Genomic DNA, 24,595 nt, shown 5'->3' with positions numbered 1-24,595 from the left:
ACGAGGTCGGCGTGGCCACTCCACGCCGTATCGATACGCCAGTGTACCGATACGTAGGCGTATCGGTACACGCGCGTATCGGTACACTGGCGTATCGAGGGTCCCCAGCCGCACAGCCGCAGAGAGGGAAGTCATGCCGTCGCCCGGTTCAGCACAGGAGTCCGTACCCGCGTCACGCCGGTCGAAGATCACACCGGAGCGGGCACAGGAGCTGTACACCGCCGTGCTGGACCTGCTCCGGGAGAGCGGCTACGAATCGCTGACCATGGAGGGGATCGCCTCCCGCACCCGATGCGGGAAGTCCACGCTGTACCGGCAGTGGGGGTCGAAGCCGGAACTGGTCGTCGCCGCGCTGCACGGCACCCGAAGGACCCTGCTCTCGGACATCGACACCGGCAGCCTCAGCGGTGACCTGCACGAGGCGGCAAGGGCGGTGGACGCGGCATCAGGCGCGGACACCGCGCTCATGCACGCGCTCAGCCATGCCGCGCTGCAGAACCCCGACCTGCTCTGCGCACTGCGCTCGGCACTGATCGCCCCGTCGATCGCCGCGATCGACGCGATGGTCGAGCGCGCGGTCCGGCGCGGCGAGATCGACGCCGACAACCCGGCGGCGGACTACGTGGCCGCCCAGATCCTCGGCATCATGCGTGCCAGGCCGCTCCTGGAGGGCCGGTACACGGACGAGGCCTTCCTCACCCGTTTCATCGAGTGCGCGGTGCTCCCCGCACTCGGACTCACCCCGCCCGCCTCCCCCGGCAGCGGGGCCCGATGAACGTGGACCGTCGCCCGAGCGGATGACGACGGTCCACCTGCGCCGCACCGTGGGGACGGGGACGGCGCACACCCGGTCGGCCGGTGGTTTCCCGAAACCACCGGCCGGTCGCGTACTCGGCACCTGCCCCCCCGATTCGACATCACCCCCACCCGCCCCCCCTCCCGCCGGGCGCGACCACCCCCTTCTCGTCCTCTTGACGATATGAGAGACTCTTGTTTATCGTCTCCATGACGAGAAAGAGGGGGTCCCGACATGGCAGACATCACCCGGCGGCTCGGCTGGCGGCATCTGCGCTCCGCGCCCACCGCGCACATCCGCCACCACAAGCGCGGCAAGCTCACCCACGACGGCCCGGGCGCGAGCTTCTGGTACCGCTCGCTGTCCGCGGCGCTGTCCGAGATCCCGGTGGACGACCGGGAGCTGGCCATGGCGTTCCACGCCCGCACGGCCGACTTCCAGGACGTGACGGTGCAGGCCACCGTCACTTACCGGATCAGCGATCCCGCAGTGGCCGCCACCCGTCTCGACTTCTCGGTCGACCCCGACACCGGTGTCTGGCGCGGCGCACCCCTGGAACAGATCGCCACCCTGCTCACGGAGACCGCGCAGCAGCACACCCTGGACGTCCTGGCCCGCACCCCCCTCGCCACCGCACTGGTGGACGGCGTCGCGTCCGTACGGGAACGGGTGGCCGACGGTCTCGCCGCCGAACCCCGGCTGCCCGGGACCGGCATCGACGTGGTCGCGGTGCGGGTCGTCGCCATCCGCCCCGAGGCGGAGGTGGAGCGGGCCCTGCGTACGCCGGCCAGGGAGCAGATCCAGCAGGAGGCCGACAGGTCGGTCTACGAACGCCGGGCGGTCGCCGTCGAGCGTGAGCGCGCGATCGCCGAGAACGAGCTGGCCAGCAAGATCGAGCTGGCGCGCCGCGAGGAGCAGCTGGTCGACCAGCGCGGCACCAACGCCCGCCGGGAGGCCGAGGAGAAGTCGGCCGCCGACGGGGTGCGCGCGGAGGCCGAGGCCGCCCGCACGGTGCGCCTGGCCCGCGCGGAGGCGGAGGCTGCCCGCGAGGTCGGGGCTGCCCGCGCCGAGGCGCAGTCGGCCTGGCTGCGGGCGCACGCGGACGTGGACCCCGGCACGCTGCACGCCCTGGCGGCGACGCGACTGGCCGACAACCTGCCCCGCATCGACAGCCTGACCCTCTCCCCCGACGTCCTCACCGGCCTGCTCACCAGGCTCGGCAGGCCGGGACCGGAGCCGGAGGCTCACGCGTGAGCCTGGCCCCACGCGCGGTCCTGGTGCACCGCACGACCGAGTACGAGGAACTGCTGGCCCGGCACGGCACCCACGGCCAGGCCGCCTTCGTGCTGGCCGGCCGCGGCCGGTCCGTCGAGGAGGTGGCCGAGCGCCATCGCCGCAACGCGCAGGCGCTGCACGAGGTGGCCGCCGCCCTGCCGCTGCGCTGGCGCCGGACCCAGGTCGAGCGCGCGGACCTCGACCGTTTCCTGTTCGGGCCGGAGGACGTCGTGGTCGTGGTCGGGCAGGACGGCCTCGTCGCCAACGCGGCGAAGTACCTGTCCGGTCAGCCGGTGGTGGGCATCGACACCGACCCAGGACGCAATCCGGGCGTCCTGGTGCGCCACCGGCCACGGGACGCGGCAGCCCTGTGCCGGGCCGCCGTCGCGGCCGGCGGCCGGGTGGACGCGCTCACCATGGCGGAGGCCGTCGCGGACGACACCCAGCGGCTGCTGGCCCTCAACGAGATCTACCTGGGCCCGCCCGGCCACCAGACCGCGCGCTATCACATCGGTCCGGACGGCAGCACTGCCGCCGGGGAGTCCCAGGCATCCTCGGGCGTGCTGGTCGGGACGGGGACGGGCTCCACCGGCTGGCTGCGCTCCCTCTGGCTGGAGCGCGGCAGCCGGATGCGGCTGCCCGCGCCGTCCGATCCGCGACTGGTCTGGTTCGTCCGCGAGGCCTGGCCCTCGCCCGCCACAGGCACATCGATGGTCTCCGGTCAGCTGGAGGCCCGGGACGGGCTCAGACTCACCGTCGAGTCGGACCGGATGGTGGTCTTCGGCGACGGCATGGAATCCGACGCGCTGGAGTTGACGTGGGGCCAGTCCGTCCGGCTCGGGATCTCGGACACCACCCTCAATCTGGTGGCGTAGGCCCGCCCGTCCGGGACAGGATGGCTGGGTCCGTGGGGTTCCGTATCCGGTCGGCCGTCAGCCGTCGGCCGTCAGCCGGGGAGAAGAGCAGCGCATGACCACCGATTCCGTGGACCTCGACGTCCCGGCACGCAACTCCCGCCCTCCGCTCGCCCAGGCCGCCTTCGGGGTCGGGGTCATCGTGCAGGACGCGGAGGGCAGGATCCTGCTCGGCAGGCACCGGGGCGGCACCTGGGAGCTGCCGGGCGGGAAGGTCGACCCCACGCACGAATCGGTCGCGGCGGCGGCGGCCCGTGAGCTCCGCGAGGAGACCGGACTGCACGTGCCCGAGCGTGACGTGAACGTCTTCGCCATGCTGCACGACGTGGTCGGGGGCATCAACCGCATCAGCATGGCCGCCCTGGTGAGGGTGGAGTCGGCGATCGCCCAGGTCACCGAGCCACACCTCATCAGCGCGTGGTCCTGGACCGCTCCCGGCGAACTGCCGGGCCCGCTCTTCGACCCCTCGGCGCAGATCCTCGCCGCGTGGCGTTCCGATCTGGGCATCGAGCACCCCGCGGCCCATCTGCTGCGGATCGCTCCGGCCGAGGGAAAGCCCTAGAGCTGATAACCATTTGCCTAGGGCTCATAGGCAAGGTTAGCGTCGTGGTCATGAGAGCCATCAGTGAGCAGGACATCCGGGCGTCCTTCGTCAATTGCTCCAAGGGAGAGGCGAAGCGCCTTCCGCTCCCCCGCGATCTCGAGGAGCAGCCCTGGGGCGACCTGGACTTCCTGGGCTGGCGCGACCTCTCGGCGCCCGACCGCAGCTACATCGTCACGGAGCTGCGGGGCGAACTGACCGGCATCACGCTGCGCTTTCCCTCCAGGCAGCGCGGCTTCCTGCACCGGAGCATGTGTTCCGTCTGCCTGACCACGCACCCGGGCAACGGCGTCTCGCTCATGACCGCCCGCAGGACGGGTCAGGCGGGCAGGGACGGCAACTCGGTGGGCATCTACCTCTGCACCGACCTCGACTGCTCGCTGTACGTACGGGGGAAGAAGTCCCCCGCCCCCGGCGGGCGCTTCGAGGAGTCGCTGACGGTCGAGCAGCAGATCGAGCGGACGAGGGGCAAGCTCACGGCCTTCATCGACACCCTCTCCGCCTGACACCTGGACATGCGGTGGTGCAAAGTCGGATGTACCAATAAGGGAGATTCCGCACGATCGGAGTAGCCCCATGGACGACTATCCGCTCCTGAACGCCTTCCTCACCATGATGTATCTGTTCCTCTGGGTGCTGTGGTTCTTCCTGCTCTTCAAGGTGATCACGGACATCTTCCAGGACCACTCGCTGAACGGCTGGGCCAAGGCGGCCTGGGTGATCTTCGTGATCCTGCTGCCCTACGTGGGCGTACTCGTCTACCTGATCGCACGTGGGCGAGGCATGGGCCGGCGCGAGGCCAAGCAGGCCGAGGACCGCGAGGCCGCCTTCCGGCAGTACGTGCGGCAGGCCGCGCGGCCCGAAGGAGAGGCGGGCTCCGGCGGCGGTCACGTGTCCGACCTCGCCAAACTCGCCGAACTCAAGGAGCGCGGCCACCTGAGCCAGGAGGAGTACGACAAGGCCAAGACCAAGCTCCTCGCCTGACCGGCACGCTCAGCACCGCGCGACCGCGCACTCAGCACCGCCTGAGCGGCGCCCTGAGCACACATCTCCCGCCCGGCGGCCGAAGCCGGGCGGGAGACCCGCGTCCGGGCCGGAGCACGGGGCGAGAGCGCCCGGCCGTACGCGGGCGAGGGCCGTCACGGCAGCTGCGTGAGCCGACTGCTCCTCGGCACGACGACGGGCGCGGCGTCGCCGGGTGCGCGGAGTATGTCCGCGTCCAGTCCGTAGAGTTCCTTCACCAGTGCCTCGTCGACCGTCTCGTGGGGCTTGCCCCGGGCGACGACCCGTCCGTCCTTCATGGCGACGAGGAGGTCGGCGTAGCGAGCCGCGGCCACGAGGTCGTGCTGGACCATGACGACGGTGCGTCCCGCCGCGGCCACCTCCCGTACCAGTTCCAGTACTTCCACGGCGTGGCCGAGGTCGAGGGCGCTGGTCGGTTCGTCGAGCAGGATCACCGGCGTGTGCTGGGCGAGGACCATCGCCAGCCAGCACCGCTGGCGCTGGCCGCCGGAGAGCCTGTCGAGGCGCTCGGCGGCCAGTTCCGTCGTGCCGGTGGCCTCGAGCGCGTCGCGTACGGCGTTCTCGTCCTCCCGGGACCACTGGCGCAGCAGACCCTGCTGGGGGTGGCGGCCGTAGCGTACGAGCCCCGCCACCGTGACGGCTTCGGGGGCGCGGGGCGACTGGGGCAGCAGCGCGACGCTGTGGGCGGCCCGGCGGCGGCTGAGTTCCCAGATGTCCTGGCCGCCGATCCGGACGGTGCCCGCGTCAGGGCGGTGCAGCCGCGCGACGGTGCGCAGCAGCGTCGACTTCCCGCAACCGTTGGGGCCCACGATCGCGACGACCTGGCCCGCGGGGACGGTGAGGTCGACGTCGTCGACGACGGGGCGGCCGGGGTATCCGGCGCGCAGAGCGCTGACTTCGAGTCCGGGCACGGGCTCGCGGGGTGTGTCGGTCATGAGGTTGGTCAGGCCTTTCCGGTGGCACGGTCCGGGCGGAACAGGACCCAGAGCAGGAAGGGTCCGCCGAGGACGCTGGTGACGACGCCGACGGGCAGTTCGACGGGTGCGGCGACGCGTCCCAGCGCATCGGCCGCGGCGATCAGGGCCGCGCCGGTCAGCGCCGAGCCGATGACCGGGACGCGGGTGGGGCCCGCGAGCCGCTGGGCCAGGACGGGCGCGGCAAGGGCGACGAAGGCGATGGGACCGCCGACGCCGACGGCCGTGCCCGCGAGTGCGACGGCGAGTGCCAGGGCGCCCGCCCGCAGACGTCGCAGATCGACGCCGAGCGAGGCGGCCATGTCGTCGTCGAAGCGCAGGAGTTGCAGCCGGTGCCCGGCCGCGAGGGCGAGCGGCACCAGGACCAGCAGGACGATCGCCAGTGGCGTACCGACGCCCCAGTCCCGGCCGTTGAGGCTGCCGACGGTCCAGAGGAAGACTCCGCCCGCGGTGTTGTCGTTCTCGCGGGACATGATCAGGTCGCTCACCGCGCCGATGAACGTGGAGACGCCGATACCGGTCACGAGCACCCGGTAACCGGCGCTTCCGGCTCCGCCCGCGCACAGGACGACGATCGCCGCGGCCACGACGGCGCCGATCGGGCCGAGCCACCAGTCGCCCACCATGCCGGTGGTGGACCCCGCGGCGGCGGCGACCACGGCCGCCGTGGCGCCGTCGTTGACGCCGACCAGGTCGGGGGTGGCGAGGCGGTTGCCGGCCAGGGTCTGGGTGAGGCATCCGGCGATGCCGAGTGCGGCCCCGACCATCAGCCCGGTGAAGATCCGGGGCAGCCGGAACTCCCGCACGATCATCACGGTTCCGGCGTCGCCGGTGCCGAGGAGCCCCGAGACCGTCTGGGACAGGCTCATCCCGGTCGAACTCGCCATCACCGCCAGGGCCACGAGCACGACGAGGACGGGCAGGAGCAGCGCGGCGGCGAGGGCGCTGCGGCGCGGCAGGAGCCAGGAGAGGGTGCCGGTGCGCACGACGACGCTGTCGGGGGGTGTCACATCGGTGGTGTGCCGGACCTGGTCCCCGGCCTTGCTCAGGTCGCTCACGCCTCGGCCCCCGCGGTGGACAGGCGGGAGGAGCGGGCGATCCAGATGAGCAGGGGGCCTCCGACGAAGGCGAGCAGCACGCTGACGGGGGTCTCCCAGGGGCGGATGACGATCCGGGCCAGGATGTCGGCGAGGATCATGATGTCGGCCGCGATGAGTGCGGACAGGGCGAGTTGGGCCGTCATGCGGGGCCCGGTCAGTGCCCTCGCGGCGTAGGGGGCCAGCAGGCCGAGGAAGGCGATGGGACCGGCGACGGCGACCGCGCAGCCGGTGAGCAGCGTGACCGCTCCGGCGACCACGAGCCGGATGCGGCCGGGGTGATGACCGAGCGAGCGGGCTCCGTCGTCCCCGAGGCCGAGCGCCGACAGGGGGCGTGCCGAGCCGAGGGCGACGAGCAGGCCGAGAGCGACCAGCGGCAGGAGGGGGACGAGGTCGGAGATCTCGACCCCGGCGAGCGAGCCGATCGTCCAGTAGCGATAGGTGTCGAAGGTGGACTGGGTCCCGAGCAGCACGTAGGAGGTGCAGCCGTGGAAGGTCGCGCCCAGTGCGGAACCGGCCAGGACGAGCCGCAGAGGTGAACCCGCCGTACGTCCCGACCCGGCGAACAGGAGGACGACGGCGCTCGCCGCCATGCCGCCGACGAGCGCCCAGACGAGCAGCGCGCCCGGGGAGTCGGCGCCGAAGAAAGTGAGCCCGAGCACAACGGCGAAGGCGGCTCCGGAGTTGACGCCCAGGAGGCCCGTCTCGGCGAGCGGGTTGCGGGTCGCGGCCTGGAGCAGACATCCGGCTGCGCCCAGGCAGACGCCCACGAGAAGGGCGGCGAGAGTGCGCGGCAGCCGAACGTCCATGACGGCCAGCCGGACCTGGGCGTCCGCGCGGGCGGCGGGGTCGCCCACGAGGAAGTCCCAGGCCCGCCCGACGGCGCTCTCACCGGTGCCGATGACGAGGGAGAGCAGCACGAGTGCCGCGAGCAGGAGAAGAAGTCCGGTGGTGGCCCAGGCGATTGGGCGCTCCTGGCGAGGAGGGCTCTCGGATGGGCGGGATCCGGCTGATCTTGGCCGACCCCCTTGCGCTATCGACATAAGGGTAGCCTAACCTAATCGAGCTCGTCCGGTTCTGACGGGTCCCGGGGCACACCTGTGCCCTGAAGTGGCGCGCTGCGTGCCGCTTCTCTCCGGTCAACGTTCCGGAGAGCGCCCGGCCGGAACCGAATTCGTCTGAATGCAAATGGAGATCCCAGGCCATGGCGCCGTATTCGTCCCTCTCGTCCCGCGGTATCGCACGTCCCGTTGTGTCCGCCACGCTGTTCACCCTCTGCGCTCTCACCCTGAGCGCCTGCGGATCCTCCGACGACAAGGCCGAAGCCGCCGGCACGGGCGCCGCGGCGACCACTCAGGTCACCGACGCGGCCGGGACGAAGGTGGAGGTCCCCGCCGCGCCGAAGCGCGTGGTCGCCCTCAGCGAGATGGACCTGGACGCGTCCCTCGCCCTGGGCGTCGAGCCGGTGGGCCTGACCGCGGGGCGCGGCCAGAAGGGCGCTCCGCAGTACCTCGCGGAGCAGGCGAAGAGCATCCCGGTGGTGGGCGCCGTCACCGGCCCGGACATCGAGAAGGTCGTCCAGGCGAAGCCGGACGTGATCCTGGCCGGACAGCTCGCCGACGAGCAGGTGCTCGAGCAGCTCCGTAAGATCGCGCCCACCGTCGTGACCATCGACGACACCAAGGACTGGAAGAAAGCACTCCAGCTCACCGGCACGACGCTCGGCAGGTCGAACGAGGCCGAGAAGTTCCTCTCCGACTACGAGACCAAGGCCTCGGCTCTCAAGAGCGACCTCGGGCCGCAGGCGGGCGCGAGCGTCTCCGTGGCCCGCTACTCGGCCAAGGGCACCGCCGTCATGCAGCAGGGCGTCTTCATCAGTGACGTCCTGAAGGACCTCGGCTTCAAGCGCCCGGGCATCCAGAACGAGCAGGGCGAGGGCCACTCGACGCCGCTGAGCGACGAGAACCTCGCGGAGATCGACGGCGACTGGCTGTTCATCGGCTCCCTCGACGCGACCACTGACGCCGACCTGCTCGGCGAACTGGCCAAGAAGCCCGCCTACGAGCAGCTGGGCGCCGTGCGCGACAAGCACGCCACCGTCATCGACGGGACCAAGTGGACGAGCCTCGGTGGCGCCCAGGCAGCCGTCTCGGTCCTCGACGACATCCGGAAGGCCATGGTCAAGTGACCGCCGATCAGGAGTTCGCGGGCCGGTTCGCCCTCGTGACGGGCGCGGGCCGCGGCATAGGTGAGGCGGTCGTGCATGCCCTCGCCGGCCGCGGGGCCCGCGTCCTCGCCACCGACCTGACCGAGGAGGGCGTCGCCACGCTCGCCAGGACGTACGACGGCCAGGTGACCGCCCGCACCCTCGACGTGACGGACGCCGCGGCGGTCGAGAGCCTCGTGGCGGAGACGGAGGCCGCCCTCGGCCCGCTGGACATCGCGGTCAACGTGGCCGGTGTCCTGAGCAGTTCGCCGGTCGCCGACATGCCGGACGAGGAGTGGGCGGCGACCTTCGCCGTCAACACCCATGGGGTCTTCCACGTCTCACGCTCCGTCTCCCGCCGGATGGCCGGGCGGGGTTCGGGCAGCATCGTCACCGTCGCGTCCAACGCCGCGGGCATCCCCCGCACGAACATGTCGGCGTACGCGGCCTCCAAGGCCGCTGCCGTGATGTTCACCAAGTGCCTGGGCCTCGAAGTGGCGTCCCGGGGCGTGCGGTGCAATACCGTCTCCCCCGGATCGACCCTGACCGACATGCAGCGCGGCATGTGGACGGCGGGCGCCGAGGAGGAATCCGCCCGACGCGTCGTCGAGGGCGACCCCACGACGTACCGCACCGGTATTCCCCTCGGCCGGATCGCGGACCCCTCGGACATCGCCGACGCGGTCGCCTTCCTGGCGTCCGACCGCGCCCGCCACATCACCATGCACGACCTGTACGTCGACGGCGGAGCCACCCTGCGGGCCTGAACCCCGCACCGTCGTCCCCTGCCGCAGTTCGAGCCATCCCCCTGGAGACCACCCATGTCTGCCTCTCTGCGCGTCCCAGCCGCTGCTCCCCCACACAGCGCCCCCGGCGTTGCGACCGCCCTGCTGGAGGCCTACCGGCCCGGCACGGACCGCTTCCTCGCCACTCCCCGGCACACCCTGCTCGGCTCCGGCACCCGTGCCACGGTGCCGCACGACGCCCGGCCTCTGGCCCTGCGGGTGCGGGAGGCCCTGGACGCCGCCCGGAGCGCGGGCGATCCCGCGCCGGTCGTCGTCGGCTCCGTACCGTTCCTCCCGGACGGTGAGGCGTTCCTCGCCGTCCCGGAGACCGTCCGGTGGGCCGGCGCCCTGCGCGCCGACCCGCTCATCGCCCTGCAGGGCCCCGACGTGGAGCAGGGCGACGACTGGCGGATACGCGAGGTACCGGCCGCTGCCGACTACTCCGAGGCGGTCGCCGCCGCCGTGAAGCGGATGCGCTCCGGGGAGTTCGACAAGGTCGTCCTCGCCCGCACCCTCGAACTGACCTCGGCGCGTGACCTCGACCTGCCGGCCATGCTGAGCCGGCTGGCCCGCCGGGACCCGGAGGGCTACACCTTCGCCGTTCCCAGCGGCCCGGGCCGTACGCTCGTGGGAGCAAGCCCCGAGCTCCTCGTGGCGCGCCGGGGTTCCCAGCTGGTCGCCAACCCGCTGGCGGGCTCCGCACCGCGCAGCAGCGATCTGGCGGAGGACGTCCGCAGGGCCGCTGCGCTGCTCGACTCGCCGAAGGACCTCCACGAGCACGCGGTCGTCGTCGACGCCATCCGCGAGGCACTCGCCCCGTTCTGCGTGAGCCTGGACGTGCCCGAACGCCCCACCCTCATACGCACCGCCGCCATGTGGCACCTGTCGACGACCCTGACCGGAGAGCTGCGCGACCCCTCGTCCACCGCCCTCGACCTGGCGTCGGCCCTGCACCCCACCCCGGCGGTCTGCGGCACCCCGACCGATGTGGCCCGTCAGGTCATCGCGGACTCCGAGCCCTTCGACCGGGGGGCGTACACGGGCATGGTCGGCTGGCAGGACGCGGACGGCGACGGGGACTGGGTCGTGACGATCCGCTGTGCCGAGGCCGAAGGCCGCACCCTGCGGCTGTTCGCCGGGGCCGGTGTGGTGGCCGAGTCCTCGCCGGCCGCCGAGACGGCGGAGACCGGGGCCAAGTTTCGTACGTTCCTGAGCGCCGTGGGAGCCGCCCTGTGACCACCTCCCCGAGTGCCGACGCGCCCACCTGGCCGGCCGAGTTCGCCGAGCGCTACCGCGCGGCCGGCCACTGGCGCGGCGAGACGTTCGGCGGCGTGCTGCGCGAGCGTGCCGCCGCCCACCCCGACCGTGTCGCCATCGTCGACCCTGCCCCCGAGCGACGCGAGTGGACGTACGGAGAACTGGACGCACGTGCCTCCCGCCTGGCGGCCGGCTTCGCGGCACGCGGCATCTCCCCGGGCGACCGGGTCGTCGTACAGCTTCCGAACATCGCCGAGTTCGTCGAGGTCGTCTTCGCGCTCTTCCGGATCGGCGCGCTGCCCGTCTACGCGCTGCCCGCGCACCGGGAGACGGAGATCGAGTACTTCTGCTCGTTCACCGAGGCCGTCGCGTACGTGATCCCGGACCGGCACGCCGGCTTCGACCACCTCGCGCTCGCGTCGAAGGTCAAGGAGCGCACGCCGAGCCTGGAGCACGTGTTCGTCGTCGGCTCGCCGGGGGAACACACGGCGCTCTCGGAGGTTCCGTGCGCCCCCGTGGACACCGGGCACGAGCCCGCGCCCGGCGATCTGGCGTTCCTCCAGCTGTCGGGCGGCACGACGGGGGTCCCGAAGCTCATCCCCCGGACGCACGACGACTACATCTACTCGCTTCGCGGGTCCAACGAGATCTGCGGCGTCGACGGTGACACCCGCTTCCTCGTGGTGCTCCCCGCCGCCCACAACTTCCCCATGAGCTCGCCGGGCTGGCTCGGCACGCTGTACGCCGGGGGGACGGTGGTCATGTGCCCCATGCCCGACCCGGCGACGGCCTTCGCACTCGTCGAGCGCGAGCGCGTCACCATGACCGGCATGGTGCCTCCCCTCGCCCTGGTGTGGACGGAGGCCGGCCAGGACACCGCGCACGACCTGTCGAGCCTGGAGCTGGTCCTCGTCGGCGGCGCCAAGTACAGCGAGTCGGCGGCACGCAGGCTGGAGCCCGCGCTCGGATGCCGGCTCATGCAGGTCTTCGGCATGGCCGAGGGCCTGGTCAACTACACGCGTCTGGACGACGACCACGAGACCGTGGTCACCACCCAGGGCAGGCCGATCTCCGAGGACGACGAGGTCCGGATCGTCGACGACGCCGGCGAGGACGTCCCCGAGGGCGGTTTCGGCCATCTGCTGACCCGTGGTCCGTACACGATCCGCGGATACTGGCGTGCGCCGGAGCACAACGCGAAGGCCTTCACCGCGGACGGCTTCTACCGCACCGGTGACATCGTGCGCCGCACCCCGACAGGACACCTGGTCGTCGAGGGGCGCGCAAAGGACCAGATCAACCGCGGCGGCGAGAAGGTCGCTCCGGAGGAGATCGAGAACATCATCCTCGCCCACCCTTCGGTGCACGACGTGTCCGTCGTCGGCGTGGCCGACGAGTACCTCGGTGAGCGCACCCTCGCCTACGTCATCCTGCGCGAGGGGGCCGAGGTCCTGAAGCCGGCCGCGATCAAGCGCCTCGTGCGCGAACGCGGTGTGGCGGCCTACAAGGTTCCCGACCTCGTCGAGTTCGTCGAGGCCTTCCCGCAGACCGGCATCGGCAAGGTCAGCAAGAAGGGTCTGCGCTCCGAAGCCACCCCCGGCCCCGCCGCGTCCGCCCGGCCCTGAGTCCCGTACGCCCAGCAACGAGATCAGCACCGAGTTCCGCCCCGAGCGGCACCGAAAGGTTCCACCCCATGGCACTTCCCGCCATCGCTCCCTACGCACTGCCGACCGACGCCGAGCTGCCCGCCAACCGCGTGGACTGGACCGTCGATCCCGCGCGCGCCGTGCTGCTCGTCCATGACCTGCAGAACCACTTCCTCGGCGCCTTCCCGCCCGGCGAGCAGCCGCTCACCGGCATGCTCGACAACACCGCCCGCGTCATCGAGCGGGCCCGCGCCCTCGGCGTCCCGGTCGTCTACTCGGTGCAGCGCGGCGGCCAGACGCCCGAGGAGCGCGGGCTCCAGCTCGACTTCTGGGGCCCGGGCGCCGCCGACGACCCCGAGGCCCTGGCCGTCCCGCCGGCGGTCGCTCCGGCGGACGGGGACACCGTCCTGACCAAATGGAAGTACAGCGCGTTCGTACGGACCGAACTGGAGTCCCTGCTGCGCGAGTCGGGCCGCGACCAGCTCGTGATCACCGGTGTGTACGCACACATCGGCGTGCTCATGAGCGCCTGCGACGCGTGGATGCGTGACATCCAGGCCTTCCTGGTCGCGGACGCCGTGGCGGACTTCTCGCGCGAGGACCACGACATGGCCCTGCGCTGGGCCGCGGGCCGCTGCGCGGTCGTCACCACGACCGACGCGCTTCTGAAGGAGATCTGAAACACCATGGCGCTCACCCTTGAACTGATCCGCCAGGATGTCGCCGACGCCCTCGGCGAGGACCCCGAGGACATCCCGCTCGACGAGAACCTCCTGGACTACGGCCTGGACTCCGTACGCATCATGGCGCTGCTGGGACGCTGGCGCCGCGACCACGGTGTCGAGGCGGACTTCGCGGACCTCGCGGAGCAGCCCGCCGTCGAGGCGTGGGCCCCGCTGCTGGGGGTCTCATGACCGCGCTGCTCACCGACGCCGAGGGGGCCGGGCCCACGCCGGCCGGGGAAGCGGCCGTACTGCCGTTGACCGCCGCGCAGTCGGGCATGTGGTTCGCCCAGTCGCTCGACCCGCTCAGCCCCGCGCAGAACACGGCGGAGTGTCTGGAGATCAAGGGCCCGCTGGACCCCGAGCTGTTCGCCCGGGCCCTGCGGTGGGTGACCTCCGAGGCCGAGTCTCTGCGGGTCCGCGTCGAGGACACCCCCGAGGGCCCGCGCCAGCGTGTCCTCGCCGCAGTAGAACTGCCGCTGACCACACGGGATCTGCGGGATTCGGCCGACGCCGGTGCGCGGGCCGACGAGTGGATGCGCGCCGATCTGGCCGAGCCCTTCGACCTGACGGCCGGGCCGCTCTTCCGGCACGCCCTGTTCCGCGTGGGCGAGGAGCGCTGGCTCTGGTACCAGCGCATCCACCACCTCGTCATGGACGGCTTCGGCTACTCGCTCCTCGTACGCCGCACCGCCGAGGTCTACACGGCGCTCGTCAAGGGCGAGGAGCCCGGCCCCCGCACCTTCGGGTCGCTCGCCGACCTGGTGGCCGAGGACGACGCCTACCGCTCGTCGGAGGCGTTCGAGGCGGACCGGCGGCACTGGAACGAGGCGTTCGCCGACCGCCCCGAGGTGCCCCGGCTCGCCGGCCGCGGGGCGCTCCCCTCGCGGGCCTTCCTGCGCCGCACGGCCCACCTGGGCCCCGAGGCGACGGAGGGGGTGCGGGAGCTGGCCGAACAGCTCCGCGCGACCTGGCCGGACGTGCTGATCGCCGCCCAGGCCCTCTACACCTCACGGGCGACCGGCCACCGGGAGGTCGTGCTCGGCCTGCCCATGATGGGCCGCATGGGATCGGTCTCGCTCCGTGTGCCGGGCATGGTGATGAACGTCCTCCCACTGCGCCTGGAGGTGTCCCCGGAGGCCACCTTCGCCGAACTCGTCCGCCAGGTCGTGCTGGGCATCCGCAAGGTCCGCCGCCACCAGCGCTTCCGCTACGAGGACATCCGCCGAGACCTGCGGCTGCTCGGTGAGAACCGCGGGCTGGTCGGGCCCCTCGTCAACGTCATGCCCTTCGACTACGACGTGGACTTCGCGGGCTCCCCCGCACAGGCCCGCAATCTGTCGGCCGGCCCGGTCGACGACCTGACGCTGAACATCTACGACCGCTCCGACGGCCGTGGGCTGCGCATCGACCACGACGGCAACCCTGCCCTGTACGGGGAGGAGCAGCTGTCGGCGCACCAGGAGCGCTTCCTGCATCTGGTGGAGCGGCTGAGCCGGACCGACCCGCACGTGCCGACGGCCGCGCACGGCATCGCGACCGAGGCCGAACTCGAGCTGGTCGTCGACACGTTCAACGACACCGACCGCACGCTCCCGCCCACCACTCTGATCGGGCCGATCGAGTCACGCGCCGCCCGCACACCCGACGCGACGGCGCTGGTGTACGGCGACACCTCCCTCACCTACGAGGAGCTGAACACCCGCGCCAACAGGCTGGCCCGGCACCTGCGCACGCTCGGCGCCCGGCCCGGCGCGGTGGTGGCGGTGTCCGTACCCCGCTCGGTGGAGCTGGTCGTCTCGCTGCTCGCCGTGCTGAAGGCGGGGGCCGCCTACCTGCCGCTGGATCCGGACTACCCGGAGCAGCGGCTCACGTACATGCTCCAGGACGCGGCGCCCGTGTGCGCGGTGACCGACCGCGCGGGCCGGCTTCCCGAGGACACCGGAACACCTCTGGTGGTCCTGGACGGGCTCGACGTCTCCGGCTATCTGTGGGTGAACCCCTCTCGGCCTCTCACCCCGGCCCATCCGGCGTACGTCATCTACACCTCGGGCTCCACCGGCAGGCCCAAGGGCGTCGTCGTGTCGCACGGGGCTGTCGACAACCGGCTGCGCTGGATGCAGAGCGCCTACGGGCTGACCTCCGAGGACCGTGTGCTCCAGAAGACGCCGTCGTCGTTCGACGTGTCCGTGTGGGAGTTCTTCTGGCCGCTGCGCCAGGGCGCGGTGCTGGTCGTCGCGGAGCCGGGCGGCCACAAGGATCCGGCCTATCTGGCCCGGCTGATCCGCGAACAGGCCGTCACCACCTGCCATTTCGTGCCCTCGATGCTCCAGGTGTTCCTGACGGAGGCGGACGCCGGCGCGTGCGGCAGCCTCCGGAGGGTCTTCTGCAGTGGTGAGGCCCTGCCCCGGGAGAGCGCCAACGCCTTCGGGCGGGAGCTGCCGGGCGCCGAACTGCACAACCTGTACGGCCCCACCGAGGCGGCCGTCGACGTGACGTACCACGCGTGCGCGGTGGACTCCACCGGCCCGGTTCCGATCGGCCGGCCCGTCTGGAACACCCGTCTGTACGTACTCGACGTGGCGCTGCGGCCCTGCCCGCCGGGGGTCCCGGGCGAGCTCTTCCTGGCCGGGCGCCAGCTCGCGGAGGGCTATCTCGGCCGTCCGGAGCTGACCGCGTCCCGCTTCGTCGCCGACCCCTTCGGGCGCCCGGGTGCACGCATGTACCGCACCGGGGACCTGGCGTACTGGAGCGAGCAGGGTGAGGTGGTGTACCTCGGTCGCACCGACGACCAGGTCAAGCTGCGCGGGCAGCGCATCGAACTCGGCGAGATCGAGACGGCGCTGACGGCACATGACGGGGTGGACGGTGCCTGTGCGCTCGTACGCGAGGACCGGCCGGGCGAGCAGCGGCTCGTCGGCTACGTCACGGGCGGCGCCGACCCCGTGGCGGTACGCGCCTCGCTGGCCCGGGAGCTGCCCGAGCACATGGTGCCGTCCGCGGTGGTCGCTCTGGATGCCTTTCCGCTCAGCCCCAACGGCAAGCTGGACCGGCGCGCTCTGCCCGCGCCGGTGTTCAGCGGCGGCGCCGGCTCGCGGCGGCCGTCGGACGCGCGGGAGGAGGCGCTGACGCGGCTGTTCGCGCAGGTGCTCGGCGTCGGCACGGTGGGCCCTGACGACGCGTTCTTCGACCTGGGCGGAACCTCTCTGCTCGCCGTGCGCCTCGTGGCCCGTGTCCGGGAGGAGTTCGGGGCGGAGCTGACCATCGGTTCGCTGTTCGAGTCCCCGACACCGGCCGCGCTGGCGGCCCGGCTCGCCTCCACGGGGCCGGCCTCCGAGGACGCGCTGGACGTCGTACTGCGGCTGCGCGGCGGGAACGGGCGGCCCCCGCTGTTCGCCGTCCACCCGGCAGGGGGGATCGCCTGGTGCTACGCCGGCCTGGCCGCGAGGCTCGGGCCGGAGCAGCCGGTGTACGGCATCCAGGCGCGCGGACTGGTGGGCGACGAGGCCTTGCCGCGCACCCTCCAGGAGGAGGCGGAGGACTATGTCCAGAACATCCGCGCGATCCAGCCGCACGGCCCGTACCGGCTGTTGGGCTGGTCGGTGGGCGGGGTGCTGGCCCACACCGTGGCCGTACTGCTCCAGGAGGCCGGCGAGGAGGTCGAGCTGCTCGCTCTGCTCGACTCGTTCCCGGCCGAGCAGTGGCGTGAGCGGCCGGCGCCCGAGGAGGGTGACGCGCTGACCGCCGTGCTGCGTATGGCGGGCTTCGAGCGGACACACGAGCGCGACCGTGAGGACGTGCTCGCGACCCTGCGCAAGGCAGGGAGTCCGCTCGCAGGACTCAGCGACCGCGCGCTGTCGAAGATCGTCGACATCGTGCCGAACCATGCCCGCATGATGCGTGAGCACCGTCACCGGGCCTACTCGGGCGATCTGCTGTTCTTCACGGCCGCCGCCCCGCGTGCGGAGGACTGGCTCACCCGAGAGGCATGGCGGCCGCACGTGACCGGGGCGATCGACAACCACGATCTCGACTGCACCCATCCGCAGTTGATGCAGGACCGCCATCTCGACGGCATCGCCGCCGTCGTGGACGCCCGTCTGAAGGAGCTGGACGCGTGAGTACGTGGAGCGGCCCGTTCGACCCGGGCCCCGAGGGCGTCGGCACCCATCTGGTGCTGGAGAACGCCGACGGCCGGCTGTCGCTCTGGCCGGTCTGGCGCGAGGTGCCCCCGGGGTGGTCGGTGCGCTTCGGCCCCGCTCCGCACGAGGCGTGCGTGGACACGTCGGCGCCGGGGCGGACGCAGGCGTGAGTGACCTGCCGTAACGACAGCGGTGTCAGTCCCCCATGGCGTGAGGGCGCGCCTTCACGCCATGGGGGGCCTCCGTCACGGCGTGGGGGCGACCGGGCCGAGCAGGTCCACCAGACCGTCGGCGAGTTCGGTACGCCAGCACAGGTAGTCGTGCCCGCCGTTGAACTCCCGGTAGCGGGCGTCCTCGTAGCCCGCCACCTTCAGGACCTCGCGCAGGCGCCGGGCAGCGGGCAGGGCGACCCACTCCTGCTCGCCGAAGGAAAGCCAGAAGCGGACCGGCAGGCGTGGTGTCCGTGCGATGCGGTCGGTGAGCCACTCGGCCCGGGGCCCGTCGGGCCACCAGAAGGAGCCGGACTGCGCCAGGACGTTGCCGAAACGACCGGGGGCCGACACCGCCGCGTAGGCCGCGCAGAGCCCTCCCAGGCTCTGCCCGGCGACGACCGTGCGTGCGGGGTCCCCGGTGACCGGCAGCCGTTCGGCCGCCCAGGGCAGCAGCTCGTCGGCCAGGAAGGCCACGAACTCGGGACGGCAGGTCAGATGCGTCCATCTGGTGCCGGAGTCCACGGAGTCGGGCAGCAGGGCGGACACCGGCGGGATACGGCCGTCGGCGATGAGGTTGTCCAGCAGGTTCGCCAGGCCCAGCTGCGGCTGCCAGTGCTCACCGTCGAGGAGCACGAGGACGGGGAGTTCCTCCGGATGCCCCGGGGCGGTCGGGGGTTCGTAGAGCCAGACCCGGCGGGTGCCCCCGAGATTCTCGGAAGGCACCTCGTGGGCGGCGACCCGCCCGCGGGCGACGTCCGGCCTCGGCAGCCAGTCCTGCCCGCCGGGGGCCGCCGGGAGTTCGGCGTAGGAGACCGGGTCGCCGCCCCAGCGCCGGGGCAGCGCGGAGGCGTTGAGGGGGTCGTTGCGCCGCTGGGTGCGCAGCCACTGCCAGTAGCCGGGGGTACCGGGCTCGGGGCCGTCGCCCTCGTCCACGTAGAAGTCGTAGGTGCCGCGCCAGTCGTCGCGCAGACGCAGCGACCAGTGCCAGACGTCCGTGCCGGGCACCCGCTCCATCATGTTGCCCTCGGGGGCGCGCGGATCGCCGATCTTGTTGGGGAGGACCTGCACCGCACGGGTGGCCGGGGTGCCTCGCCAGAGGAACGTCACGGCGCTGTGGCCGGGACTGCCCTGGGGATCAGGAGCGAGCAGGGGGGTGCCGCTGCCGCGCGCGCGGGCCCAGAAGTCCTCGGTCTCCCCGGGTCCGGGGAGGGGGAATCCGGGCAGCGGGAGCCTGGGCACTTCGTCCGGGCGCACGATCCTGGGCGGCCGGCGCGTGACGTCCTGCGGCGGCTCTGAGGTGATCACGAGAGGTACTCCGAACACGAAGGAACAGCAACTTAGGGTCACCTTACCTCCCGAGCCCTGAACGAGATGCCCGACATCGCTGAGGTTAGGCTAACCTAAGCAAGCTCGGAGGGCCCAGACCGGCTGATTCACAAGGCCGTTGTCCCGCATGCCCTCCCTCTCACTCTCTTCTCCGTCCGCCAGGAGCAGCACATCATGAACCCTGCCAGACCCTCCCGCACACCCGCGTCCGCCTTCTCCCGGCCCCGGCTGGGACGCATGGCCGCCCTCGCCGCAGGCGCGACGCTCGGCATCGGCGCGCTGGCCGGGGCGCCGGTCGCCGCAGGCTCCGCTGACGCGGACGCGACGGGCACGGTCGCCCTGGTCGCCGACACCGTCTCCCCCACGGTCACCCTGGGCGCCACCGCCGTGAATCCGGGCGGCGATGTGCCGTTCGAGGCCACCGGCTTCCCCGCCGGAGCCACCCTGAGCGTCAAGTTCGACGACAAGACCCTGCTCAAGCAGTTCGCGATCGGTGACGACGGCAGCGTCTCGGGTTCCGTGACCGTCCCGGCCGACGCCACCCCGGGCGGCGAACACTGGCTGCGCTTCCTGGCCCCGCAGACGAGCGTCCGCAGCGAGAACCTGACGGTGACCGGCAGCACCCCGGCTCCCACACCCACCCCCACGCCGACCCCCACCCCCACACCGCCGCCGACGAGCGAGCCGCCGGCGACCGCCGAGCCGGCGGTACGGCTGACGGACTCCGAGGTCGCTGCCGGCGGCAAGGTCACCTTCACGCTGTCCGGCTTCGCGAAGGGCCAGAGCGTCACGGTCAAGCTGGACGACGCCGACATCATCGGGCAGTGGCCCTCGGCCGTGAAGGCCGACGGCACTCTCACAGCGACGGTCACCGTCCCCAAGTCGACCTCGGCCGGGGCCCACTGGCTCCGCTTCCTGGCGCCGAACCCCTCGACGAGCCTGCGGGCGGACATCTCCGTGACGTCGTCGGGCACGGGCGGTTCGGGGACCGGCGGTTCGGGCTCAGGCGGCTCCGGCACCGGCGGCGGCTCGGACCCCTCCGGCACCGGCGGCGGCTCCGGCACCTCCGGCGGGTCTGCGGGCTCCGGCTCCGCCTCCGGCAGCACCTCCGCCACGATCACCGCGGGCTCACAGGTCGCGGCGGGCGGCAAGGTGTCCTTCCGGGTGACGGGCTTCCCCGCGGGGCAGCAGCTCACGGTCAAGCTCGACGACTCCGAGATCATCGGCCAGTGGGCGAACGGCATCGGCGCGGACGGCTCGATGTCCGGCAGCGTCACCGTCCCGGCGGACGCCACGAAGGGCGCCCACTGGCTGCGCTTCCTCGCACCGAACCCGTCGACGAGCCTCCGGGCCGACTTCACCGTCACCTCCGGAGCCTCGGCCGGACAGGCCGCGGGTGGCTCCTCCTCCGACTCCACGGGCACGACCGCCGGCACCGGCGAGGTGCCCGCGGCCACGGGTGCGCCGGCCAGCGCGTCGAACTCCCGGGGGGCGAAGGCCACCATCTCGGCCAGCGAGGTGCAGCCGGGCGGCAAGATCCCCTTCGAGGTCACGAAGTTCCCGGCCGGACAGACCGTCACCATCAAGCTGGACGACGAGGAGATCCTCGGCCAGTGGAAGGCCGACGCCTCGGGCTCGTACAAGGGCGAGGTCACCATCCCCGCCGAAACACCCACGGGAGCCCATTGGCTGCGCTTCCTGGCCCCGAACCCCTCCACCACCCTGAAGGTCGACTTCACGGTCACCGCACCCGGCACGACGGCCGTCGCGGCCGACTCGGCGGCCACCACGTCGGCGACCGCACCGAACACCGTCACAGCGGCTTCGTCGGAGAGCTCCGTCTCGTACCCGACGATCGCCTGGTCGGCCGCGGCGGCAGCCGTCGGCGGCGCCGCGGGCGCGGCGGCCACGACCCTGTTCGTCGTACGCCGCCGTCCGGGTGGAACGGCCGGACCTGCTGGCACCGCCGGACCCGTCGCGCAGGGCTGACGCCGGGCGCGTGACCCAACATGACGCCCTCACAGCGAAGTTGTTGCATGCGTCACACGCCTGAAGGCGCGTTACTTAGGTAAGCCTAAGCTAAGTTGTTCTTGTTCCTACTGAGACCCCAGTCAGGGAGTTGACCCCCGCATGACCACGTCCAACCACAGAAGCCGTCGCACCGCCATCCGCGCCGCCGTCGCCGTCGTGATCGCCGCCGGTACTACCGCCGCGCTGACGAGCACCGCCTCCGCGCACGCCGCGAGCGACGCCGTCACGGTCGCGCCGCTCGTGAAGGGCCTGTACCAGTCCTCGTACTCCGAGCGGAACGACGTCCTGTGGACGACCGTCGCCGTGGGCCGCCCGCCGGTCGTGAGCTCCAGCCTGCTGAAGGTCGACCCGGACACCCTCGAGGTGAAGCAGACCATCACCCCGCCCGTCACCGACGCGGCCACGGGCGCCCTGGAGGCCGTCTACGGCGTAGCCGTGGACGACGAGCACAACACCGTCTGGACGACCAACACCCGTAACAACACGGTCGCCGTCTACAGCCAGCGCACCGGCAAGCACCTCGCCACCCTCCCGAACGTGAACCACGCACGGGAGATCGTGGTCGACGAGCGTCACAACACCGTGTGGGCGAGCGCCTTCACGGACGGAACCATCGTCGCCTTCGACTCGAAGACCTTCGAGGAGAAGCAGCGGATCACCGTCGAGGGGACCGGTCCGACCGGACTCGTCGTGAACGAGCGGACCGGCACCGCCTACGCCGCAGACCTCAACAACGACCAGGTCATCGAGGTCACCACGAGGTCCGCGACCCCGCGGCTCATTCCCGCCGGTGACGGTGCGATCTCGATCGCTCTGTCCAAGAACGGCAAGACCGCCTACACCGCCAACCAGACCAGCGGTGACGTCTCGGTGATCGACCTCAAGAAGGGTCTCGTCACCAAGTCCGTCGCCACCGGAGCGGGCGCCCTCTCGGTCGCCAACGACGACCGCACGGGCAACATCGTGGTCGTCAACCGGACCGCCGCCACCGCGACGGTCGTCGACCCGAAGGCCGGCAAGGTCGTCAGGACCGTCACCACGGGAACCAACCCGAACCACGTCGAGATCACCCGCGGCACCGCGTACGTGGTCGACAAGTCCGGAGCCGGCCTGAACGGCGCCGACCAGATCCACAGCTTCCGCGTCACCCGCTGACCGCCTCTCCACCGCCCCCACGCCTCACGGCCGGTGGCCGCTCCACCGCCCCCACATACTTCACAGCCGGGTGTCCGGCCCACCGCGAGAAGCGGTGGGCCGGACACCCGGCTCGTTGCCGTGGCCCGGAGCGGACGCCCTCACGGCACCCGGAGCCCCCGGGTGCCGCCGCCGGCCGGCTGTGCCGGCCGGTCAGAGCGTGGCGGGAAAGCGCTCCCAGACCCGGTGCCCGCCCAGGAGCTGCCCGATCTGCTCCAGCACCTCGGTGCCGGAGTCGCCGCTCACCACGCCCGGCGCCTCCTGCGGCACGCCCGCCGACGCGAGGACCGCGTCGCCGCCGGCCCAGGCGCCGATCGCCTTGGCGTGCCGGTACGCCTCGTCGAGCAGGAGGAGCAGCCGCGGGTCGGTGGCCCTGCCGCCGGACCCGGCCTTCGCGTCCCGGGCGCCGATGGCGTCGGCGCCCGCCGCGGGGGCGCCTGCGAGGAGGACGGCGTCGAACTCGACCGAGCGGGCGGTGGCGAAGGTGCGCTGGACGGTGATGGGGTCACCCCCCGCGTCGAGGACACCTCCGGCGGGGGCGATGACCAGGGGCACCATGCCTGCTTCCTGCACGGCGTCGCGTACCGCGCGGACACCGTCCAGGTCGGCGTCCTTGTCCGCGACGATGCCGATGATCCGGCCGTCGACCGGCCAGATGCCGCCGACCTGCGACAGAGCGGGGCTCGGGTCCGGGTCGGCGAGGGCCCCCTCCGCCTGCGGGGCGGGCAGTCCCAGGCCGGTGGCGACCTGCTCGCACAGCTGGGTGTCGATCCGCGCCAGCACCTTCAGGGCGCGTTCCTTGATCGCCTGCTCGTAGCACTTGCCGAGCTCGAAGGTGTAGGCGGCGACGATGTGTTCGCGCTCCACGGGCGTCATGCTGAGCCAGAAGAGCCGGGGCTGGCTGAAGTGGTCGTCGAAGGATTCGGGGGCCTCACGCACCTTCCGGCTCGCGGCCACCTCCGCGGGCACCTCGACGAAGGCACCGGTGTCCGCGCCTGCCACGAACGGGCAGCCGCCGTCGAGGGAGTTGGGCCGGTACGGTGCGACGCCACGGTGGACGGCCGTCTGGTGCATGCCGTCCCGCAGCATGTCGTTGACCGGAGCATGGGTCCGGTTGATGGGCAGCTGCGGGAAGTTGGGGCCGCCGAGCCGGGTCAGCTGGGTGTCGACGTAGCTGAACAGCCGCCCCTGGAGCAGCGGGTCGTTCGTGACGTCGATGCCCGGCACCATGTTGCCGACGTGGAAGGCCACCTGCTCCGTCTCGGCGAAGAAGTTCGACGGGTTGGCGTTGAGCGTCATCAGGCCGATCGGCTGCACGGGGGCGAGCTCTTCGGGGACGATCTTCGTCGGGTCCAGCAGATCGATGCCCTGGAACATCTGCTCGGGGGTGTCCGGGAAGGTCTGCACGCCCAGCTCCCACTGGGGGAAGGCACCGGCCTCGATGGCGTCCGCGAGATCGCGGCGGTGGAAGTCCGGGTCGACGCCTCCCGCGATCTGGGCCTCCTCCCAGACCTGGGAGTGGACGCCCAGCTTGGGCTTCCAGTGGAACTTGACCAGGGTGGAGGCGCCTTCGGCGTCGACGAGCCGGAAGGTGTGGACGCCGAAGCCCTCCATCATCCGGTACGAACGCGGGATACCCCGGTCGGACATGTTCCACAGCGTGTGGTGCGTCGCCTCGGAGTGCAGCGTCACGAAGTCCCAGAACGTGTCGTGGGCGCTCTGTGCCTGCGGGATCTCGCGGTCGGGGTGGGGCTTCCCGGCGTGGATGATGTCGGGGAACTTGATGGCGTCCTGGATGAAGAAGACCGGGATGTTGTTCCCGACCAGGTCGAAGACGCCTTCCTCGGTGTAGAACTTCGTCGCGAAGCCGCGCGTGTCGCGTACCGTGTCGGCCGAGCCTCGCGAGCCGAGCACGGTGGAGAACCGTACAAAGACCGGAGTCTCCACGTCCTTGGCCAGGAAGGCGGCCTTGGAGACCTTCGCCGCCGTCCCGTATCCACGGAACACGCCGTGAGCGGCGGCACCGCGCGCGTGGACCACGCGCTCGGGGATGCGCTCGTGGTCGAAGTGGGTGATCTTCTCCCGCAGATGGTGGTCCTGGAGAAGGACGGGCCCGCGCGGCCCCGCCTTCAGGGAGTGATCGGTGTCGTGGAGCCGCGCGCCCTGCGCGGTGGTGAGGTAGGCGCCGCTCTGTGCGGTGCGTGCGGGGTCCGCTCCGGTGGGCTGGCCCGTGGGGCTGACCGTCTCGGGGCCGCTCTGGTCGGGCTTGGGCGGCAGCGGCTCGCGCGGTTCCGTCGGCTCCTCCGCCGACGGGGGAAGGCTTGCGGGTGCGCCCGGGATGGGCTGTTTCCCTTGCTTGTCCGTCACTTCTCGTCCTCCTGGATGTGGAGCCCG

21 protein-coding genes are annotated in these 24,595 nt (G+C 72.0%); 16 read left to right on the top strand and 5 right to left on the bottom strand.

What is annotated here, in order from left to right; all coding sequences use genetic code 11:
* Nucleotides 1-133: 133 nt before the first annotated feature.
* From ABZY45_RS26360 to ABZY45_RS26335, 6 genes are all read left to right on the top strand, one after another.
* On the top strand, nucleotides 134-775 hold the full coding sequence (locus ABZY45_RS26360) for a TetR/AcrR family transcriptional regulator (protein WP_356743614.1): 642 nt from the start codon (nucleotides 134-136) through the stop codon (nucleotides 773-775).
* Nucleotides 776-1,030: 255 nt separating this feature from the next.
* Complete coding sequence (locus ABZY45_RS26355; RefSeq protein WP_356743613.1) at nucleotides 1,031-2,050, top strand: SPFH domain-containing protein; 1,020 nt, start codon at nucleotides 1,031-1,033, stop codon at nucleotides 2,048-2,050.
* A complete protein-coding gene (locus ABZY45_RS26350) occupies nucleotides 2,047-2,946 on the top strand; it encodes a hypothetical protein (RefSeq protein ID WP_356743611.1) in 900 nt (299 codons plus the stop codon). Before ABZY45_RS26355 ends, ABZY45_RS26350 begins: the two co-directional genes overlap by 4 nt.
* Nucleotides 2,947-3,040: 94 nt before the next feature.
* The gene (locus ABZY45_RS26345) at nucleotides 3,041-3,547 is read left to right on the top strand and encodes an NUDIX domain-containing protein (RefSeq protein ID WP_356743609.1); all 507 of its coding nucleotides are present in this window, start codon (nucleotides 3,041-3,043) and stop codon (nucleotides 3,545-3,547) included.
* A gap of 50 nt (nucleotides 3,548-3,597) precedes the next feature.
* Entirely contained in the window at nucleotides 3,598-4,092 is a 495-nt protein-coding gene (locus ABZY45_RS26340; RefSeq protein WP_356743607.1) for an FBP domain-containing protein, read from the top strand.
* 70 nt (nucleotides 4,093-4,162) lie between these two features.
* Nucleotides 4,163-4,570, top strand: coding sequence for a PLDc N-terminal domain-containing protein (locus ABZY45_RS26335; protein WP_356743605.1), 408 nt, complete (start codon nucleotides 4,163-4,165; stop codon nucleotides 4,568-4,570).
* 155 nt (nucleotides 4,571-4,725) lie between these two features.
* Here the strand turns inward: ABZY45_RS26335 and ABZY45_RS26330 are convergent, their stop codons facing one another.
* Genes ABZY45_RS26330 through ABZY45_RS26320 form a run of 3 tightly spaced genes read right to left on the bottom strand, consistent with a single transcriptional unit; the run spans nucleotide 4,726 to nucleotide 7,723 of the window.
* On the bottom strand, nucleotides 4,726-5,544 hold the full coding sequence (locus tag ABZY45_RS26330; RefSeq protein ID WP_356743603.1) for an ABC transporter ATP-binding protein: 819 nt from the start codon (nucleotides 5,542-5,544) through the stop codon (nucleotides 4,726-4,728).
* An 8-nt stretch (nucleotides 5,545-5,552) separates the two neighbouring features.
* Nucleotides 5,553-6,641: an iron ABC transporter permease gene (locus ABZY45_RS26325; protein ID WP_356743601.1), complete on the bottom strand. Its 1,089-nt coding sequence runs from the start codon at nucleotides 6,639-6,641 to the stop codon at nucleotides 5,553-5,555.
* Complete coding sequence (locus ABZY45_RS26320; protein WP_356743599.1) at nucleotides 6,638-7,723, bottom strand: iron ABC transporter permease; 1,086 nt, start codon at nucleotides 7,721-7,723, stop codon at nucleotides 6,638-6,640. Before ABZY45_RS26320 ends, ABZY45_RS26325 begins: the two co-directional genes overlap by 4 nt.
* A gap of 161 nt (nucleotides 7,724-7,884) precedes the next feature.
* On the opposite strand from ABZY45_RS26320, the gene ABZY45_RS26315 reads away from it, so the two are divergent.
* From ABZY45_RS26315 to ABZY45_RS26280, 8 genes are all read left to right on the top strand, one after another.
* Nucleotides 7,885-8,868 (top strand): iron-siderophore ABC transporter substrate-binding protein, encoded by a 984-nt coding sequence (locus ABZY45_RS26315; RefSeq protein ID WP_356743597.1) that lies wholly within the window; start codon nucleotides 7,885-7,887, stop codon nucleotides 8,866-8,868.
* A complete protein-coding gene (locus ABZY45_RS26310) occupies nucleotides 8,865-9,653 on the top strand; it encodes a 2,3-dihydro-2,3-dihydroxybenzoate dehydrogenase (RefSeq protein WP_356743595.1) in 789 nt (262 codons plus the stop codon). Before ABZY45_RS26315 ends, ABZY45_RS26310 begins: the two co-directional genes overlap by 4 nt.
* Before the next feature lie 54 nt (nucleotides 9,654-9,707).
* Nucleotides 9,708-10,907 (top strand): isochorismate synthase DhbC, encoded by a 1,200-nt coding sequence (gene dhbC / locus ABZY45_RS26305; RefSeq protein WP_356743593.1) that lies wholly within the window; start codon nucleotides 9,708-9,710, stop codon nucleotides 10,905-10,907.
* Entirely contained in the window at nucleotides 10,904-12,553 is a 1,650-nt protein-coding gene (locus ABZY45_RS26300) for a (2,3-dihydroxybenzoyl)adenylate synthase (RefSeq protein ID WP_356743591.1), read from the top strand. The genes dhbC and ABZY45_RS26300 overlap by 4 nt, the downstream gene beginning before the upstream one ends.
* Before the next feature lie 68 nt (nucleotides 12,554-12,621).
* A complete protein-coding gene (locus ABZY45_RS26295; RefSeq protein ID WP_356743589.1) occupies nucleotides 12,622-13,254 on the top strand; it encodes an isochorismatase family protein in 633 nt (210 codons plus the stop codon).
* 6 nt (nucleotides 13,255-13,260) lie between these two features.
* Nucleotides 13,261-13,488: a phosphopantetheine-binding protein gene (locus ABZY45_RS26290; RefSeq protein WP_356743587.1), complete on the top strand. Its 228-nt coding sequence runs from the start codon at nucleotides 13,261-13,263 to the stop codon at nucleotides 13,486-13,488.
* Nucleotides 13,485-17,417 (top strand): amino acid adenylation domain-containing protein, encoded by a 3,933-nt coding sequence (locus tag ABZY45_RS26285; RefSeq protein ID WP_356743585.1) that lies wholly within the window; start codon nucleotides 13,485-13,487, stop codon nucleotides 17,415-17,417. Before ABZY45_RS26290 ends, ABZY45_RS26285 begins: the two co-directional genes overlap by 4 nt.
* Entirely contained in the window at nucleotides 17,414-17,608 is a 195-nt protein-coding gene (locus tag ABZY45_RS26280; protein WP_356743583.1) for an MbtH family NRPS accessory protein, read from the top strand. Before ABZY45_RS26285 ends, ABZY45_RS26280 begins: the two co-directional genes overlap by 4 nt.
* 75 nt (nucleotides 17,609-17,683) lie before the next feature.
* Here ABZY45_RS26280 and fes read toward each other — a convergent pair whose 3' ends face one another.
* The gene (gene fes, locus ABZY45_RS26275) at nucleotides 17,684-18,955 is read right to left on the bottom strand and encodes an enterochelin esterase (protein WP_356743581.1); all 1,272 of its coding nucleotides are present in this window, start codon (nucleotides 18,953-18,955) and stop codon (nucleotides 17,684-17,686) included.
* Nucleotides 18,956-19,150: 195 nt separating this feature from the next.
* Between fes and ABZY45_RS26270 the strand changes: the two genes are divergently transcribed.
* Complete coding sequence (locus ABZY45_RS26270; protein WP_356743579.1) at nucleotides 19,151-20,965, top strand: hypothetical protein; 1,815 nt, start codon at nucleotides 19,151-19,153, stop codon at nucleotides 20,963-20,965.
* A 141-nt stretch (nucleotides 20,966-21,106) separates the two neighbouring features.
* The gene (locus tag ABZY45_RS26265) at nucleotides 21,107-22,162 is read left to right on the top strand and encodes a YncE family protein (protein ID WP_356743577.1); all 1,056 of its coding nucleotides are present in this window, start codon (nucleotides 21,107-21,109) and stop codon (nucleotides 22,160-22,162) included.
* Between the two features lie 192 nt (nucleotides 22,163-22,354).
* Here the strand turns inward: ABZY45_RS26265 and ABZY45_RS26260 are convergent, their stop codons facing one another.
* The gene (locus ABZY45_RS26260; RefSeq protein WP_356743575.1) at nucleotides 22,355-24,568 is read right to left on the bottom strand and encodes a catalase; all 2,214 of its coding nucleotides are present in this window, start codon (nucleotides 24,566-24,568) and stop codon (nucleotides 22,355-22,357) included.
* Nucleotides 24,569-24,595: the final 27 nt, after the last annotated feature.

Source organism: Streptomyces sp. NPDC006516, assembly GCF_040611875.1.
GTDB lineage: Bacteria > Actinomycetota > Actinomycetes > Streptomycetales > Streptomycetaceae > Streptomyces.
This window is presented reverse-complemented; position numbering and strand designations above follow the sequence as displayed.

Coding starts and splice junctions, on each gene's coding strand:
- ABZY45_RS26360 (WP_356743614.1), top strand. CDS start 134: ATGCCGTCGCCCGGTTCAGCACAGGAGTCCGTACCCGCGTCACGCCGG.
- ABZY45_RS26355 (WP_356743613.1), top strand. CDS start 1,031: ATGGCAGACATCACCCGGCGGCTCGGCTGGCGGCATCTGCGCTCCGCG.
- ABZY45_RS26345 (WP_356743609.1), top strand. CDS start 3,041: ATGACCACCGATTCCGTGGACCTCGACGTCCCGGCACGCAACTCCCGC.
- ABZY45_RS26340 (WP_356743607.1), top strand. CDS start 3,598: ATGAGAGCCATCAGTGAGCAGGACATCCGGGCGTCCTTCGTCAATTGC.
- ABZY45_RS26335 (WP_356743605.1), top strand. CDS start 4,163: ATGGACGACTATCCGCTCCTGAACGCCTTCCTCACCATGATGTATCTG.
- ABZY45_RS26330 (WP_356743603.1), bottom strand. CDS start 5,544: ATGACCGACACACCCCGCGAGCCCGTGCCCGGACTCGAAGTCAGCGCT.
- ABZY45_RS26320 (WP_356743599.1), bottom strand. CDS start 7,723: ATGTCGATAGCGCAAGGGGGTCGGCCAAGATCAGCCGGATCCCGCCCA.
- ABZY45_RS26315 (WP_356743597.1), top strand. CDS start 7,885: ATGGCGCCGTATTCGTCCCTCTCGTCCCGCGGTATCGCACGTCCCGTT.
- dhbC (WP_356743593.1), top strand. CDS start 9,708: ATGTCTGCCTCTCTGCGCGTCCCAGCCGCTGCTCCCCCACACAGCGCC.
- ABZY45_RS26295 (WP_356743589.1), top strand. CDS start 12,622: ATGGCACTTCCCGCCATCGCTCCCTACGCACTGCCGACCGACGCCGAG.
- ABZY45_RS26290 (WP_356743587.1), top strand. CDS start 13,261: ATGGCGCTCACCCTTGAACTGATCCGCCAGGATGTCGCCGACGCCCTC.
- ABZY45_RS26285 (WP_356743585.1), top strand. CDS start 13,485: ATGACCGCGCTGCTCACCGACGCCGAGGGGGCCGGGCCCACGCCGGCC.
- ABZY45_RS26270 (WP_356743579.1), top strand. CDS start 19,151: ATGAACCCTGCCAGACCCTCCCGCACACCCGCGTCCGCCTTCTCCCGG.
- ABZY45_RS26265 (WP_356743577.1), top strand. CDS start 21,107: ATGACCACGTCCAACCACAGAAGCCGTCGCACCGCCATCCGCGCCGCC.